Below are 16975 nucleotides of genomic sequence, written 5' to 3'. Positions count from 1 at the left end.
AGTATTTCATGGTATAGATCATACCCTCCGTTTCTTAATTTTACCTTAAAATTAGCTTATGATAACATAAAGATTACTAGTTTTATAGCTTGAGCGCTTTTATCGCAGTGTGATTCCTTGAGAAGGGGGTCCGGGAAGGAAATATCGTTGTGAAGAATAAGGATATGGCATATGTAGCCCAATTTTTATTCCCTGATGAACAGCATTGGCAGGGAGTATCTGAAATACTGCAGGAGGCAGAATCTGCCAGCCGCGTATGCCGGTTAAAATATAATGAAGAGGATCATAACCAGGACGTCTGCATGCATGTACATAAGCATTCTTCGCTAATATGCGGCATTAAAGAAGAGGACCCCTTCGGTTATGAGATTAAAGAACCTGCTGAGTTGAAAAGAGCCTGTTTTTACTTATTGAACTGTCAGGTGCCGGAACAGTCTGTTGAGGGGGATATTAGTGCACTGCTGTTGTCCAGACGGAAATATGAGGAGCTCAGGGAAAAAGCCGGTTCCTGTACGTTACTGTTTCTGGCGGAGAGCCTGTCTGCAGAGACAGGGGATTTGATCCAATCTGCGCAGCTTGCCAGAGTACTGAAGGAATGTACCGCAGACGGAGAGCTGAAATTATGTTCACGTGACAAAAATGAATGGAGCATCCAGCATGCCCTATATATTGAAAATTCCTCAAGCGGCTGGCTGCTGCGCATAAGCAGCGAAGCCGCTGAGGATTGGGTCATTGCCGTGCCTGTGACCAAAGCCGAGGTCTGCACTGCCTTATATGAATGGCTTCTCCAGCCGGCAGCCGTGTCTAATTCAGAATGACTGTAGTGTAGGGAGGGAGGGTAAGGCTGCTTCCGGCAAGGCCGGCCTCTCCTGATATTGCCTTGTATACAGCTGTATAGTTATGATCCCCTGTACCGGGCTTCAGCTCGATAACCTGGGGCTCTCCAGTAAGGTTGTGTGCTACAAGCACCTGCTGACTGGCAGTCAACCGTTCATAGGTCATGACACCGCTATTCCCGGATGCGTAATCACGGAGATCACCGTCCCGCAGGGCAGGCAGTTCATTTCTCAGAGAAATCAGCTGCCGGTAACGCTCAAGAAGCGAATTGTTGTTTCCCAGCTGGCTGGCGACATCTCCTCCGGCATTGCCTGAATTGTTAACGGATTTCTCCCAGGTGGTCTGTCCTTGGGCATCCGGCTCCCCGGTCCATCTCATGGGCTCGCGGATGCCTTCATCCGGCTTCACGCCCAGCATCCCTATTTCTTCGCCGTAATATATGAAAGGATTGCCGGGCAGGGTAAGCAGCATAGCTGCTGCCATTTTGGCGTGGTCCGTATGGTTATCAAGCACACTCATCACCCTGTTCTGGTCATGATTGGCCAGGAAAGTGGCATCCGTAAAGGTTCCCCCGGAAATTTGGGAAAACAGCTTGTACGTACGCTCCAGGGTAAAGGCGGTCCCGCTGTCCTTCTCTGACTTGGCTGAATTCATCAGACTGTCAGCCAGTCCGAAATTAAACCCGGAGTCAAAAGCCTGATCTAAATACGCCCCGACAGATACAGCCGAATTCTCCCATACCTCCCCTACAATATAAGCCTCAGGATTTACCTCACTCATCGCTTTGCGGAATTCCTGCCACCAGGCCACATTTTTGGATGTTACGGCTTCGCTTTTATCCGAAAGAAGATCCTCATAAATATGTTTGGCGGCATCCAGACGGAAACCGTCCACTCCCTGCTCCAGCCAGAATTTGCCGATCTCCTTCATCTCCGTACGGACCGCCGGTTCATCAAAATTCAAATCAGGCATTCCGTCCCAAAAGGCCCCCATATAATGGCTGCCGAGCAGGGGGTGCCAAGGGTTACCGCTGCCGGCGCTGCTGACTCCGCTAGCCGGACGGTTCTGGTCCTCAGCCCAGACATACCAGTTCCTGTAGCTGCCCTCAGGGTTTTTGGCCGATTCCACAAACCATGGATGCTGTTTGGAGGTGTGATTGACAACCAGGTCCATGATCACCTTGATGCCCCGCTTATGCGCTTCCCGGATCAGCTCCTGCATGTCTTGAAGTGTGCCGTAATCCGGGTGAATACTCCGGTAATCCGTCACGTCATAGCCATGATAGCTTGGGGACGGGTTAACGGGCATAAGCCAAATGCCTCCGATGCCAAGATCATCCCGGGTATCGGGATCTCCGTCGTTCAAATAATCCAGCTTCTCGGTCACTCCGCGTAAATCACCTATCCCGTCGCCGTCGGAGTCGTAGAAGGAACGGACAAAAATTTCATAGTAAACAGTGGAAGGCTGCTCATCTATGGAACTGTCTGCAGAAACCGCGGCTGCTGCTGAAGGTTCCGGAGAAGAGGAGGGGGTTGCCGTCCCCGGGCTTTGCAGTGATGCTGGAGCGGCATGGTTCCCGGTTCCTGCTGAGTTACCGGCAGTACCGGAGCAACCTGCCAGCAGCGTTGCGGTTAGTCCTGTCACGGCCAAAATTCGGAACATTCGCTGCATGGGCAGGGGAGTAGCGTTGTGCTTCATGGTATATAAAACTCCTCTCATTAAAAAGCTGTAGACATTATGTAAAATGGTAAGCGCTTTACTGATTTATATTAGTCGAAGATCTTCATTTGGTAAAACGTTTGCACAAGAAAAAAAGGATGATATTTGACGTAATATGATCATTTTTATAAATAAACAATGCTTTATCCTTTATTTACTGCTGATAGCTGTTAAATTGGTTGTTTTTCTGTTCCTGAGTCACGAATTTAAAGCTCGTTTCAATAAGATCTTGTTTAGCTCCTGCCTCACTAATGAGTAATATCTGCGCAAACGGTGTCAGGTTCAGTCTTTAACCATTGTTCAGGCTGCCGCATATGCTTTAAGCAAGGGCGGAAGACCCCGGAAGAAAGGAGAATGAAGGATGAACACAAGAAAAAAGGCTTCCCTGCTGCTTGTAATCCTCACTTTGGCCTTTTCAGTACTGGCCGGGTGCGGCGGAGATTCCGGTGCAGTCAAGGTGAAGATCGGCGAAGTGACCCGTTCTGTCTTTTATGCGCCCGAGTATGTGGCCTTGTCTAAAGGCTTCTTCAAGGACGAAGGTCTGGATGTGGAGCTGCAGACGATTCCTGGAGGCGATAAAACGATGACTGCGCTGCTCTCGGGGGCCATAGATGTAGCTCTTGTAGGTCCGGAGACTTCAATTTATGTATTCCAGCAGGGGACGGAGGATCCAGTAATTACTTTTGCCCAGTTAACCCAGCGGGACGGCACCTTCCTGTTTGCGCGGACACCGGATGAGGAGTTCAACTGGGACAAAGTCAGAGGGTCCACGTTCCTCGGCCAGAGAAAAGGCGGGATGCCGCAGATGGCCGGTGCCTTTACTTTGCATAACAAAGGTATTGATGCAGAGAAGGACCTTACCCTGATTCAAAATATCGATTTTGCCAATATTGCCGGTGCCTTTGCCTCAGGGACAGGCGATTATGTACAGCTGTTTGAGCCGCAGGCTTCCATCTTCGAAAAAGAGGGACGCGGCGGGGTGGTGGCCTCCTTTGGTGTAGAAAGCGGATATTTGCCGTACACGACATTCATGTCCAAGGAAAGCTATATCAACAAGAACAAGGACACTGTCCAGAAGTTCACCAATGCCGTTCAGCGTGCACAGCTGTGGGTCAGGGACCATAGCCCTGAAGAGATTGCGGATGCGGTGCTGCCTTATTTTGAGAAGACAGACCGGGACATTGTGATTTCATCCATCAAGCGGTACAAAGAGCAGGACACTTATGCGGTGAATCCGGTAGTGGATGAGGAAGAATGGAACAATCTGCTTGATGTCATGGACAATGCCGGAGAACTGAAGGAACGTGTTGCAGCGGAAAGCATTGTGAACAACAGCTTTGCCGAGCAGGCGGAGAAAAGCATTAAATAAAGGAGGCGGGCGCTATGCATCCGGCTGTGGAACTGAAGGAAGTAACGCATGCCTATCTGGGCGACCGCGAGGCTTCTCTCGCCATTGAAGATTTCAGCCTTAGCGTAGAGCAGGGTGAATTCGTCAGTCTGGTCGGTCCGAGCGGATGCGGCAAGACTACGCTGCTGTCGATTATAGCCGGATTGCTCAGTCCTTCCCGCGGAGATGTGTACGTCAACGGACATCTCACCCTGGGCCCGACGCCGGAAGCGGGTTACATGCTTCAGCAGGACTATCTGTTTCCATGGAGGACCATCCTGGACAATGCGCTGCTGGGACTGGAGCTGACCGGTAATTTAAATGAAGCTACACGGCAGAAGACCATTGACCTGCTTGCCGATATGGGGCTGAGGGGCAAGGAGCAGTCTTACCCTGCCGAGTTGTCCGGCGGGATGCGCCAGCGTGTGGCGCTGGTGCGGACGCTGGCCACGGATCCAAGCCTGCTGCTGTTGGATGAGCCGTTCTCCGCCCTGGATTACCAGATCAAGCTGCAGCTCGAGGATCTGGTCGCAGAGACGCTGCGCCGGCGGGGAACAACGGCTATCCTGGTTACACATGATCTCTCCGAAGCGATTGCGGTCAGCAGCAGAGTCATTCTGCTGCAGCCTAATCCCGGAAGGATCCGCCGGATTTTTACCATTCCGGAAGATATCCGGGATACGCCTCCGCTGTACGCGCGGGATTTACCAGGCTTTGCGGAGCTTTTTCATGAGGTGTGGAAGGAAATGGAGCTGGCAGGGAGGGGAGAGTCGTGAAACCATACGGGAATTCCAGCGGAACGCCGGCTTCCCGCCAACAGTGGCTGGAACAGAAGCACGGAGATTATAAAAGAAAGCAGCGGCGGTGGAATAACAGGGTGTTGGCTGTGCAGGGAAGCCTTCTGGTACTGTTTTTTGTACTCTGGGAGGCCGGGGCCAGACTGGGCTGGATTGACAAGCTGCTGTTCAGTTCTCCCACCAGGGTCTTTCAGGCGATCTGGCAGGATATGATCAGCGGGAGCCTGTGGCCTCATCTGGGAATGACAGTAGGCGAAACTGTTGTCGGTTTTGTGCTGGGTACACTGCTGGGTACGCTGCTGGCGGTTATTATCTGGTGGTCACCATTTTTATCTGCCGTCCTTGATCCGTACATGGTTGTATTCAACAGTATGCCGAAGGTGGCGCTGGGACCGATATTTATCGTCATGTTTGGCGCCGGCTTTGTGGCGATTGTAGTTACCACACTCTCGATAACCGTCATTATCACTACTCTCGTTGTCTACAACAGCTTCCGCAGCGTTGACCCCAATCTGCTCAAAGTAGTCAGGTCCTTCGGGGCGTCCCGGGTCCAGGAATTTAACAAAGTCATTCTTCCGGCCTCCTTTCCTACCGTAGTCTCCACGTTAAAGGTGAATGTCGGAATGTCATGGGTCGGAGTGATCGTAGGTGAATTCCTCGTCGCCAAATCGGGACTCGGATACCTGATCATCTATGGTTTTCAGGTGTTCAACTTTACCCTGGTCATGTCAAGCCTGCTCGTTATTGCGGCGGTGGCAACAGCCATGTATCAGCTGGTGGTCTATCTGGAGAAGTGGCTTTTGTCGAGGCGGTGAGGTAAATGTCATATTGTGTCTCCCTGTAAAATCAAGTACCATGTCTATATCTTACCTGTTAAATCAAGCAAATAATTGTAAGCTGCATTTGACGGCTGCATCTGGAGTGAAGGCTGCTTCTTGAAACAGCAGGGCTTGCAAAGCAATCAAAGAGAGGTATGTACATGGGATTTCGTGTAATCAAAACGGCGGCTGCAACGCTGCTGTCCATTCTGCTGGCAGCCGCCGCAGGTATTCCTAACGCGCAAAGTGCAGGCCTGCTTGCGATCCTGGGCGTGGAAACCACACGTAAAAGGAGTCTCCGGACGATAACAGCGCGTTTTTTCGCTTCGCTGGTGGGACTCTTTTTAGGTTGTATTCTCTTTTATACGCTGGGATTTCACTATTGGGTGCTGGGGCTTTATGTGCTGTTCGGTTTCCCTCTGATCGTAAAATCAGGCTTTAAGGAAGGAATTGTCACCAGTTCGGTTATCGTGTTCCGTGTGTTCGGACAAGCCGAATTGTCGCTCCATGTGCTGCTCCAGCAGATCGAGCTGCTGGCAATCGGTCTCGGATCGGCCGGTCTGGTCAATCTGATCTACATGCCGCAGACGGGAGGAGTCATTGCAGGAATACGCAAAGAGGTCGACATGAATTTTTCTGTGATTTTTACACAGATGGCCCGGACGCTGCGTGATCCCGCCTATGTATGGGACGGCAAGGAGCTGATCGGTGCCAACCAGGCGGTGCAGCGGGGACTTACGGCAGCTACCCGGGAGATGGAGAATCATGTCATTCATCCGGACGAGGCCTGGAATGTCTATTTCTACATGCGCAAGGAACAGCTGGAATCGATCCAGAATATGATGCAGCTGCTGTCACAGGTCTACCGGCAGATGCCGCACGGGGACATGGTGGCAGATTTGTTCGATCAGCTAAGCAGGGATGTGATGGCTGAAGAATATACCGGACGCACGGAAAAGCTGCTTCTGGAGCTTGAGCTGGAGTTTCAGCAGATGGAGCTGCCGGAGACGCGCGAGGAGTTTGAAGTCCGTTCCGCGATTCTGCAGTTATGCCGGGAGCTTGCCCTCTATCTGAAAATTGCCAAACGGGACAAAATGCCGGTTGAGATCAAACAGATGAACCGTCCGTTTTCATTCCGCGGCCGTAACTAGGACCAAAGCTGTAAAACTGGAGGAACTATTAACATTACCGTGTAAAATTACGATAAGATACATAAGCACTAAAAGTGAGCATGTTATCGTTCGAGAGTGATAAATGAAAGCGGGCGCAGAAGTTCTAAATTCCGCTGTGTTCTGCATGATGTGAATTTCAACCGGGGCAGGTGAGGACAATGAACGACAATGAGCAGTATATCGGCAAACAGCTGGTAGCCAATCTTTTTAATCACAATGGTGTATTTGTTCTTCCCGCGCTTACCCTATTAAACAAAGACCATATCCGTTTAATAAGCCAGCACAAGATTACGCTGGAGCCGCATGATGTTGTTCAGATTGACAGCTCGGTCTTTTACCAGCTGGCCGTCGACGAATGCACGTCTGCGATGGAGGGGATTTTTGAACAGCTGCGTTATAACAAAAGCAGGCGGCTGCCCATGATTGAACTCCGGAATGAAGTCATACCTTTTATCCAGCAGGTAAGTGAAAAGAATGATTTCTTTGGAATACTGGCTGCGCTGCAGTCCAAGGATGATTATACATACAGGCATAATGTCGCTGTCGGAATCATATCCACGCTGCTTGGCAAATGGCTTAAGCTGAAGCCGGAAGAGCTTAGCTCACTGACGATTGCAGCCACCCTTCATGATATCGGCAAAATTATGATACCGGCCGAGATCCTGGCCAATCCCGGTCCGCTGAGCGAAGAGGAACTGGCGGTGATGCGCAGGCATACCACACTCGGGTACGAAATGATCCGGGATACGGTGGGGACGACCCATATGCAGGCGCTGGTTGCCCTGCAGCATCATGAGCGGATGGACGGAAGCGGTTATCCCTTTGGCGTCCTGGGCCACCGGATTACGGATTTCAGCAAGATTGTGGCTGTAGCCGATGTCTTCCATGCTATGACCTCCAACCGGCTCTATCGCCCTGCCGCGCCTTTATATGAAGTTTTGAGGCAAATGGAAGATAGTGTATTCGGCAAGCTTGATCCATATATCTGCAGTGTGTTTATCAATAAGCTGATGCAGTCGATGATCGGCAATGATGTGCTGCTTACGGATGGCCGGATGGGCAGGATCATCCTGATCCTGGCGCATGACCCGCTGCGCCCGGTTGTAAATATAGATGAAGATTTCATTGATCTCAGCAGACAGCGCGATCTGGGCATTGTGCGGGTGCTGCCGTAATCATCATTAAAATAAATACCCCCTGCCGGGAGAATTGCGGCAGGGGGTATTTGGCATGGCACTCATATCCGGCCGATGCCGGCAATAAAATGTACTATGAATCTTAAAGAAGCGCGAAGGGAGGGCTTACCCAAATTTATTTCTACTCTAACAATCAACAAATGCCCAGAACCTGCATACACTTGATAGTGAATGATTGTATGGAGGAGGTTTAAAGATGTCATTAAGTCATAAACGTCAAACAAGGGAGATCATTACGAAGGCCATCTGCGGCAAAGGTCGTAAGTTCTCTACCGCAACCCATACCGTGACTCCGCCACATCATCCGACTAGTATTCTGGGGGCCTGGATCATTAACCACCAGTACGAAGCGGTTGCCGCCGGAAACGGAATTGAAGTCATCGGTACTTACGATGTTAACATCTGGTACTCTTACGACAAGAACAAGCAGACCGAGGTGGCTAAAGAAACGGTCTCTTATGTGGAGCTTATTCCGCTGTCGTATCTGGACCCGAGACACCGTGCTTCCACGGTGGAGGTTTCTGCGGAGGCAACGCAGGAGCCTAACTGTGTGGAAGCAGGAGTATCGCCTGGCGGAGGCAGTGTGACGCTGCGCGTAGAAAGAGAGTTCGAAGCGGAACTGGTGGCTGAGACCAAGGTCCGCGTATTTGTCAGCGATCAGGCCGATGATCTTGAAGACAAGGATTATGATTTTGACGGTGAAAGCTTCGATTACGACGATCTGGATCCCGACGCCCTGGATGATGAGCTGTAAGAAGGGGAGACGCCGCCGCCCTGCTGCAACGTGTGGGTTATAATCCATTATATGTAGCAGGTGCGGCGGCGAAGAGGGCGAATGCCCTCCTTTTTTTAAAAAGTCACTTTTATATTTCTCGCAGAAACGGATACCGTCTGAACAGGACGGCAAGACCGTTTCTTCTTGATGTATCTGAAGATATATATTTGGGGCCTGCCAATTATTTGATTACGGATTGAAGTCAAGCTCCTTTGTAGAATTTAATTATGGCGGGGCGGCGGCAGGCTGCAAAGGCTAGAGGGAGCTGCAGGTATGAACGAAGGGATCGGCGTATATCTGAGGTTGTCGCCCGGGGAACGGGCAGCCAGGCTGCAGCGCTGCGGAGTGGAAGCCAGCTTCCCTTCATGCGGGAAAGCGGAAAATACATATTCTGAGAAAAGCGGTGTACACAGGCTGCAGTACCGGGTGCTTGTCTTTAATCTTGCCGTTATTGGGATTCTGCCGCTCTATGCGGGCAGGGCCGGGAGGATCGGACCGCGTCCTGAAGTTTTGCGCGGGGCCGCAGGGATACCGGCGGGGGCTGCTGCCGGTATCCCGGGACATCAGGATGATAACGGAGGACCCGGGGGCCTGGATTCTTCCGGCCGGAGCAGGTCCGGGAAACATCTGGAGACCGCTGCTATCCGGGCATTGTATGCCCTGGGTCTGGACAGCGGGGAAGTGCTGCTGCGGGCCATGGGCGGCCGGCGGTATATCGTCGAGGAGATGACCCCGCTGCCGGAGCGGCCCGGCCAGCCGCTGCCGGAGCCGTACAGGACAGCCGCCGCCGCGCTTAGCGGGGCGCTGTCCCATGAGCAGCCGGGGCGTCCCGGGCTGCTCATGGGCATGGACCCGGAGTTCCTTATCCTCCGGGAATCCTCCGGCCGCGTCGTGCCCGCGTCGCGGTACCTGCCTGCGGACGGCGTCGCCGGCTGCGACGCCGGACCCCCGGGAACGCGCGGCGCGTTCCCGGTCGCCGAGCTGCGCCCTGCGCCGCGGCCTTCGCCGCGCGCGCTGCTGGCGCAGCTGATGTCCGCCGCGCGCACGGCGGACCGCTTGGTCGCCGACCGCTCGCTTCGCTGGCGGGCGGGAGGCATGCCGGTGGCCGGCTGGGCCCTCGGCGGCCACCTGCACTTCAGCGGCGTCACGCTGACGGCGCCGCTCTTGCGCGCGCTCGACAGCTACCTGGCGCTGCCGCTGCTTCTGCTGGAGGACGCCAGGGCGGCTGCGCGCCGCCCGCGTTACGGCGTGCTCGGCGATTTCCGGCTTCAGCCGCATGGCGGCTTTGAATACCGGACCCTGCCGAGCTTCCTGGTCTCCCCGGTCATCGCCAAAGGCGCTGTCTTCCTGGCTCACCTTATTGTGAGCCGTTATGAAGACCTGCCGCTGCGCCCGCTCGACCGGGAAGAGCACCATGCCGCCTACTACCGCGGCGACAAAACACCGCTGCGCGCAGCAGTTCCTGTGCTGGAAGCGCAGCTTCGCGCCCTGCCCGGCTATGGCAGCGCCGCGCGCTACATAGACCCGCTGTTCCGCTCCATCGCCGCGGAACAGACCTGGGATGAGTCGCGTGATATCCGCGGACTATGGAGCAGCAAGAGGGAGACCCCGTAAAAGGTCTCCCTCTTCAGGCTGTCGGGAAAGTCACGACAGCCTTTTTTATGTGATCTTGATTTCACACGGCACCGCGTTCTCCATTGCCGGCTCCAAATTATCGCCTCACGGACACCAGAACCTGTTAATTCCTTTGATATGCTAAGGCTAACGAACCCTGGATCCGTTATTTTGCGCTAGAGGTGTATTTTAGAATCCTAACGGACCAAGGATCCGTTATTTCATCCGAAAGGGCTTAATGTACCGATCATTTAGCAGAATAAAGGAACCACGGTCCGTAAGCGTCGGAAACGGGGCGATTTCCGGCAAATAACGGACGCAGTGTCCGTTAGCGTGCAAAAGTTAGTGTGCTAAAGTTGGCTGCAACAGTTAGCGTGCCAAAGAGGAGGAAGCATATAACCGAAGCAGCGTCCGCAGACATGAAAACACAGCAAAGAAACCCAAGACCCTTAAAAGAGCCGGGTTTCTCAATACTATGGAGAGATAGACCCTGTAAATGGGTCTAACTCTTATTAACATTCATATAAGGCCGGACGCTATCTTTACACAATATGAACTGGCTTCTACTTATGTAAGTACGTCATCGTCCAAGAGCCGATATCGCTGAAGCCAAGCTTTTTGTAAATCACTCCTGCCTGAGGGTTATCATAGAACAGACACAGCGATTTACCCTCAGCAATAATTTCAGTACACAGCTGGGCGACCACACGGGTAGCCAGACCCTTGCCCCGGTATTCAGGATGGGTTGCCACTCCGACGATCATCGCTGACATGGAATTCTCCGCTGTAGTGGACGCTGCTGCAATGACCCGGCCATCCTGCTCGGCAAAATAAGTGCGCCCGGTTCCGCTCTCCAGAGTTTTACGGTAGCTGCGGCGGGAGTCCTCCGGACTGCTCTCGAACTCTTCAATAATGTCCATTAAGGAACATATGGCTTCTACATCTTCTACTGCGGCTCTTTTAATCTTAACGGGGGTGGATACTGCACTGCGGATTTCGTCATTCATCTCACTGACCTGGGCAAAATGCATGTTTTTCTCATTCCGGATACCTACTTTTCCCCTGAACGCCTGTACAACCTCAGAAGACCCGGAGATCATTTCAGCCGCTGTGTTCCTCCGGATCAGCTCTGCAAACCCGTCCGCATCAAAAGCGCCCTCCGCGTAAGGCAGATAACTTCCAAAGTACCGCAGCATGACTGCTGTAAGCGGCCCTTCCGGTGAATCGGATTCTCCCCACAGCTCCATAAAATCCTGACCAAACCCGAAGTTCTCCACGTCTCCGATAATGAACAGGTTAATCGCCGGATTTTTGCCCACCAGCGCCATTATTCTGTCCAGATCGTTCTCCTGTAATTTAGTAATCATTGCGCAAGCCCCCTTTTACTTAGTGAAAAATATGTATGGTAATTATCTTACTGCATGTGTGCTGAAAATTACATCATTCTGCCGGAGAATAGGCGTTCGTTGGCCGGTATGGCAGATTGTCCGCTGCGGTGTAACTTTGACTTGCGTGTTTCTGTTATAATGGAGAGTACAGAAGTCAGGCATGGAGGTTAGTGATGGCAAAATATACGCCAATGATAGAGCAGTACCTGAAGGTAAAGGAAGGGGCGAAGGACGCTTTCCTTTTTTTCCGGCTGGGCGATTTTTATGAAATGTTCTTTGAGGATGCGATTCTCGCTTCCAAGGAACTTGAGATTACTTTAACAGGCCGTGAAGGGGGCAGTGAAGAGAAGATCCCGATGTGCGGGGTGCCTTATCATGCCGCTGAAGGCTACATCCAGCGCCTGATTGAAAAAGGCTACAAGGTCGCCATTTGTGAACAGCTGGACGATCCGGCGGTAACCAAAGGCATGGTGCGGCGGGATATCGTCCGTGTCGTAACACCGGGTACGGTGATGGACGGCAAGATTATTACGGACAAAAGCAACAACTATCTCGTCTGTGTCACTGAGGAAGACGGGATGATGGCGCTGGCGGCCTGTGATTTGACTACCGGTGAGCTGTATGTCACTTCCGTACTGTCAGGTGCCGAGTGGCTGCGCGATGAGATTGGGATCTATGAACCGGCAGAGATTATCGGGGATGCGGCACTGCTTGAGCAGCTGCGCAGTGAGGCGTCGCTGCTGGCGAAGCCGGTTGTGTATACCCCTTGGGACAAGAGAGAGGAGGAGCTTGCCCGCCGCCAGTTCGGTGAAGCCGCCTGGGTAAGGCTGGAGCAGGAGCGGGGCAAATGCCTGGCCATGCTGATCTCCTATCTGAATGAGACACAGCGCCGGTCGCTGGGTCAGCTGAGCCAGATCTCCCCGTATGAACCGGGGAACTATATGATCCTTGATCCGTTTACGCGCCGGAATCTGGAGCTGACCGAAACCGTGCGGGAGCGTTCCAAAAAAGGCTCGCTGCTCTGGCTGCTGGACCGCTCCGAGACGTCGATGGGCGGACGGCTGCTGCGCCGCAGAATCGATAAGCCCCTGCTCCAGCGTGCTCCGATTGAGCGCCGGCTGGAGGCTGTCGATTATCTGTACAACCAGTTCATTGTGCGGGAGGATTTGCGGGGTGCGCTGAAGGAGATTTATGACCTGGAGCGGCTGGTCGGCCGCATCGCCTTCGGCAGTGCCAACGGACGGGACATGAATGCGCTGAAGCTGTCGCTGGCGCAGATCCCGGCCTTGAAGGAAATGTGTCTGGCATCAGGGTCGGCAACCCTGCGAGAAATCGGCTCTTCGATGGATGAATGTACAGAACTTCGTGAAGACATTGAGCATGCCATTATCGAGGATCCGCCGGTGTCCGTGCGTGACGGCGGAATCATCCGGACAGGCTACCATGAACGTCTGGATGAGCTGCGGGAAGCCAGCAGCAGCGGCAAACGGTGGATTGCCGAGCTTGAGGCAAAGGAACGCCAGGCAACAGGCATTAAGTCGCTGAAGATCGGCTATAACAAAATTTTCGGGTATTTCATTGAAATTACCCGTTCCAACCTTGCGGCGCTGCCGGAAGGAAGATATGAACGCAAGCAGACGCTGGCCAATGCCGAGCGGTTCGTAACCCCGGAGCTGAAGGAGAAGGAAGCGCTGATTCTGGAAGCGCAGGACAAGATGACCGATCTGGAATACAGCCTGTTCACCGAGCTGCGCGACCGGGTGGCTGCGCAGATCCCCCGGCTGCAGGCCCTTGCGGAGAAGGTGGCGGAAATCGACGTGTACCAGTGCCTGGCGGCGGTAAGTGCCGAGCACCGGTTCGTCAAGCCGAAGCTCACTGACGGATATGACCTGCGTCTGGAGAACGGGCGCCATCCTGTGGTTGAAGCTGTCCTGAAGGATGCTTCCTTTATTGCCAACGGCAGCACGCTCAGCAAGGATGAAGGGAATATCCTGCTGATTACAGGACCGAATATGGCAGGGAAAAGCACGTATATGCGGCAGGTGGCCCTGATCTGCATCATGGCCCAGATCGGCTGCTTTGTCCCGGCTGCGAGTGCGGAGGTGCCGCTGATCGACCGCATCTTTACACGGATCGGGGCGGCAGATGACCTGATCGGCGGACAGAGCACCTTTATGGTGGAAATGGCCGATATCCAGGTCATGACCGAGAAGGCTACGGCACGCAGCCTGATTATTATCGATGAGCTGGGCCGGGGCACCTCGACCAGCGAAGGGATGGCCATTGCCCAGGCGGTAATTGAATATGTGCATGATACCATTGCCTGTAAAGCACTGGTCTCGACACACTTTCATGAACTGGCCCATCTGGAAGAGAGCCTTGCCGGCCTGCGCAATTTCTCGATGGCTGTCCAGGAGAGCGGGGACAAGGTGAACTTCCTGCGCAAGCTGGTGCCGGGAGCTGCTGACAGCAGCTACGGGATTTATTGCGCAAGGCTGGCCGGCCTGCCGGAAGGCATCATTGACCGGGCCTATGGACTGCTGCAAAGTATTGAACAGGCCGCGCCTCCGGGAGCGGCTGACTATACAACCGGTTCCGGTTCTGCAGGACCAACAGGAGATGTATTAAGAGAGCAGGCGGAGCAGTCTAAGGAGCCAGTGGAACCAGTGGAGCCAGAATCTGTGAAGCCTCAGCCAAGAGGGATTTCCTTTGGCGGCACCAGAACTGCTTACCAGGAAGCTGCTGTATCACTGGCAGCTCCTGAAGAGGAAGAAGAGCAGGAGGTTGTACAGCTCTCGATCTTCGGCGAGGAAGAGACCCGCAAAGGCAGGAAGGCCGGAGCTGCAGCAGTTTCCCCGGTCAAAGAGAATCCTCTGCTCAAGGAGCTTGTTGCCGCGGTTCAGGATGCGGATCTCATGAACATGACTCCGCTGCAGGCAATGGGGCTGTTAAATGAACTGAAGCAGAAGGCCAAGGGGCTGTAAGTTATGCCGGCCCCGGCTATGAAATCTTAAATCACGAGGTGAGCAACATTGGCTAAAATTCATGTACTGGACGAGCATATTGCCAACCAGATCGCAGCCGGGGAAGTAGTTGAGCGGCCGGCATCTGTAGTAAAGGAGCTTTGCGAGAATGCGATTGACGCCGGAAGCACCCGGATTGAGGTTTCGGTGGAAGAGGGCGGCCTGCAGAGCATCCGTGTCAAGGATAACGGCTCCGGTATTGAGCCGGAGGATTGTGAAACGGCTTTTTACCGGCATGCCACCAGCAAAATTGCGAATGGCCGTGATCTGTTCCAGATCACGAGCCTGGGCTTCCGGGGGGAAGCCCTTCCCAGTATCGCGGCTGTTTCCAAAGTCTCGCTGCTTACGTCAAGCAATGAGGATGGTAAAGGCAGATTAATCGATATTGAAGGCGGCAAGCTGATCCGAAATGAGGATACACCCTCCGGCAAAGGCAGCGATCTTGCAGTCCGGGAATTATTTTATAATACTCCGGCAAGGCTGAAATATATGAAGAGTATCCAGACAGAGCTCGGGCATATTTCGGATGCGATGTACCGGATGGCCCTTGCCCACCCCGATATTTCTTTTACACTGCACCATAACGGCAATCAACTGCTCCACACGCTGGGCAACGGGGATTTGCTGCAGGTCATTGCCGCTGTTTACGGCACCTCTGCGGCGAAGGCGATGCTGCCTGTCGAGGCGGAGGATCCGGACTACCGGATTTCCGGTTATGTCAGCCGTCCGGAATGGACACGGTCCAACCGCAATGCGGTAACCACGATTGTCGGCGGCCGGTATATCCGCAGCAACGGTTTGAATGCAGCGATTATGCGGGCGTATCATACGCTGCTGCCGATCAACCGTTACCCGCTGCTCGTGCTGAAACTTGACATGCATCCGTCACTCGTCGACGTCAACGTGCATCCGGCCAAGCTGGAGGTCCGATTCAGCAAGGAGATTGAGCTGTATGCTTTTGTCGAGCAGGAGATCCGCAAAGTGCTGATGGGCCAGACCCTGATTCCCCGTCCAACCAAGGAGATTATCGGGTCCAAAGGCAGCTCCTCGTTTATTCAGGAGCAGTTTGCTTTTCCTAAAGGTGCTGCTCCCGGCAGCTCTGAAGGTACGGCTCCCGGCTCCCGCAGCCCGCAGGAGAGAACGGGCGATGATGTATCCGGCAGTGCCGGGCCGTTTGGGGCAGCACCTGCGAGTATGAAGGTTCCGGGGGGAACAGAACCGCTCAGCAGCAGTGCAGGTCTGGCTGCAGCCGGTTTAATCAGGGAGGGCGGTAAAGCGCCTTTACCCGGCGGTTCCGGAGTTACCGGCGGCGGGTATAATGGCGGAAGCAGCCTGCCCCAGCCGGGACAAGCCCAGGTCAGAGAGACTGCTGCAGCGTACAGCGGAAGCAGCCCGGCGGGTTCTGCGAATGCTTCTTCCCGTCCGCGTGAAAGCAGCTTTGGCGGCAGCTACCGCCAGCCTGGTACAGGCATGCCTGCACGCGGGGGAGCTCCTTCAATCGGGGAGCTGTATGCTCCTCCCGGCCAAGAGGAACAGGGACTTCCGCAGTTTCCGGAGCTGAACTATATCGGTCAGCATCACGGGACCTATATTATTGCCCAGAATGACAGCGGGCTGTATCTGATCGATCAGCATGCAGCCCATGAGCGGATTAATTACGAATTTTACTATGAGAAATTCGGCAAGCCCGAAGATGCTTCCCAGGAACTGCTGCTGCCGATCACCCTGGAGTTTACTCCATCGGAGAGCCGCCAGCTCAGCGAACGGCTGCACTGGTTCGAGCAGGCCGGGGTTTATCTGGAGCATTTCGGCGGCCAGACTTTTCTGGTCCGTTCCCTGCCTTACTGGTTCCCTGAAGGGGATGAGAAGGCGGTTATCGAGGAAATGGCCGAATGGGTGCTTAGCGAGCGCTCGATCGACCTGGCCAAGCTGCGTGAGAAGTCCTCGATTCTATGCTCGTGCAAGGCATCTATTAAGGCCAACCAGAAGCTGACAGAACAGGAAGTGGAGGCGCTGCTGTCGAGGCTTGCGGCCTGCCGCCAGCCCTACACATGTCCGCACGGCCGGCCGATCGTCGTTTCTTTCTCTGCATATGATCTGGAAAAGCTGTTCAAACGCGTCATGTAACGGCCTGATCATTTTACTAGTTGAAGGCAGGCTGGGAGAGGGGCATGTTAAGGTTACTTGATAGTATATTTGGTTTATTGTGCTTTTCAGCCGGACAGACGACATTGCGGACCAGCCGTTGT

Annotated in this window: 13 protein-coding genes; 10 read left to right on the top strand and 3 right to left on the bottom strand. The window is 53.8% G+C overall.

What is annotated here, in order from left to right:
• Window positions 1-149: 149 nt before the first annotated feature.
• Window positions 150-818 (top strand): hypothetical protein, encoded by a 669-nt coding sequence (locus C2I18_RS28965; protein WP_249899141.1) that lies wholly within the window; start codon window positions 150-152, stop codon window positions 816-818.
• On the opposite strand, the gene C2I18_RS28960 is transcribed toward C2I18_RS28965, so the two are convergent.
• Window positions 805-2535: an alpha-amylase family glycosyl hydrolase gene (locus C2I18_RS28960; protein WP_249899140.1), complete on the bottom strand. Its 1731-nt coding sequence runs from the start codon at window positions 2533-2535 to the stop codon at window positions 805-807. The genes C2I18_RS28965 and C2I18_RS28960 overlap by 14 nt on opposite strands.
• A 382-nt stretch (window positions 2536-2917) precedes the next feature.
• Here C2I18_RS28960 and C2I18_RS28955 point away from each other — a divergent pair, with 382 nt between their 5' ends.
• The 6 genes from C2I18_RS28955 to C2I18_RS28930 all read left to right on the top strand — a co-directional run bounded on the left by C2I18_RS28955 (window position 2918) and on the right by C2I18_RS28930 (window position 8680).
• Window positions 2918-3925: an ABC transporter substrate-binding protein gene (locus tag C2I18_RS28955; protein WP_249899139.1), complete on the top strand. Its 1008-nt coding sequence runs from the start codon at window positions 2918-2920 to the stop codon at window positions 3923-3925.
• A gap of 14 nt (window positions 3926-3939) precedes the next feature.
• A complete protein-coding gene (locus C2I18_RS28950; protein ID WP_249899138.1) occupies window positions 3940-4719 on the top strand; it encodes an ABC transporter ATP-binding protein in 780 nt (259 codons plus the stop codon).
• The gene (locus tag C2I18_RS28945) at window positions 4716-5555 is read left to right on the top strand and encodes an ABC transporter permease (RefSeq protein WP_249899137.1); all 840 of its coding nucleotides are present in this window, start codon (window positions 4716-4718) and stop codon (window positions 5553-5555) included. Before C2I18_RS28950 ends, C2I18_RS28945 begins: the two co-directional genes overlap by 4 nt.
• 164 nt (window positions 5556-5719) lie before the next feature.
• On the top strand, window positions 5720-6709 hold the full coding sequence (locus C2I18_RS28940; protein WP_249899136.1) for an aromatic acid exporter family protein: 990 nt from the start codon (window positions 5720-5722) through the stop codon (window positions 6707-6709).
• A 179-nt stretch (window positions 6710-6888) separates the two neighbouring features.
• Window positions 6889-7905, top strand: coding sequence for an HD-GYP domain-containing protein (locus C2I18_RS28935; RefSeq protein ID WP_249899135.1), 1017 nt, complete (start codon window positions 6889-6891; stop codon window positions 7903-7905).
• A gap of 217 nt (window positions 7906-8122) precedes the next feature.
• Complete coding sequence (locus tag C2I18_RS28930) at window positions 8123-8680, top strand: outer spore coat protein CotE (RefSeq protein WP_249899134.1); 558 nt, start codon at window positions 8123-8125, stop codon at window positions 8678-8680.
• A gap of 584 nt (window positions 8681-9264) precedes the next feature.
• On the opposite strand, the gene C2I18_RS28925 is transcribed toward C2I18_RS28930, so the two are convergent.
• A complete protein-coding gene (locus tag C2I18_RS28925) occupies window positions 9265-9543 on the bottom strand; it encodes a hypothetical protein (RefSeq protein WP_249899133.1) in 279 nt (92 codons plus the stop codon).
• On the opposite strand from C2I18_RS28925, the gene C2I18_RS28920 reads away from it, so the two are divergent.
• The gene (locus C2I18_RS28920) at window positions 9542-10315 is read left to right on the top strand and encodes a putative amidoligase domain-containing protein (protein WP_249899132.1); all 774 of its coding nucleotides are present in this window, start codon (window positions 9542-9544) and stop codon (window positions 10313-10315) included. The genes C2I18_RS28925 and C2I18_RS28920 overlap by 2 nt on opposite strands.
• Before the next feature lie 563 nt (window positions 10316-10878).
• Here C2I18_RS28920 and C2I18_RS28915 read toward each other — a convergent pair.
• On the bottom strand, window positions 10879-11682 hold the full coding sequence (locus C2I18_RS28915; RefSeq protein WP_249899131.1) for a GNAT family N-acetyltransferase: 804 nt from the start codon (window positions 11680-11682) through the stop codon (window positions 10879-10881).
• 194 nt (window positions 11683-11876) lie between these two features.
• Here C2I18_RS28915 and mutS point away from each other — a divergent pair, with 194 nt between their 5' ends.
• On the top strand, window positions 11877-14687 hold the full coding sequence (gene mutS / locus C2I18_RS28910; protein WP_249899130.1) for a DNA mismatch repair protein MutS: 2811 nt from the start codon (window positions 11877-11879) through the stop codon (window positions 14685-14687).
• 48 nt (window positions 14688-14735) lie between these two features.
• Window positions 14736-16853: a DNA mismatch repair endonuclease MutL gene (mutL, locus tag C2I18_RS28905; protein ID WP_249899129.1), complete on the top strand. Its 2118-nt coding sequence runs from the start codon at window positions 14736-14738 to the stop codon at window positions 16851-16853.
• Window positions 16854-16975: the final 122 nt, after the last annotated feature.

The sequence above is a fragment of the Paenibacillus sp. PK3_47 genome, from assembly GCF_023520895.1.
GTDB lineage: Bacteria > Bacillota > Bacilli > Paenibacillales > Paenibacillaceae > Paenibacillus_AQ.
This window is presented reverse-complemented; position numbering and strand designations above follow the sequence as displayed.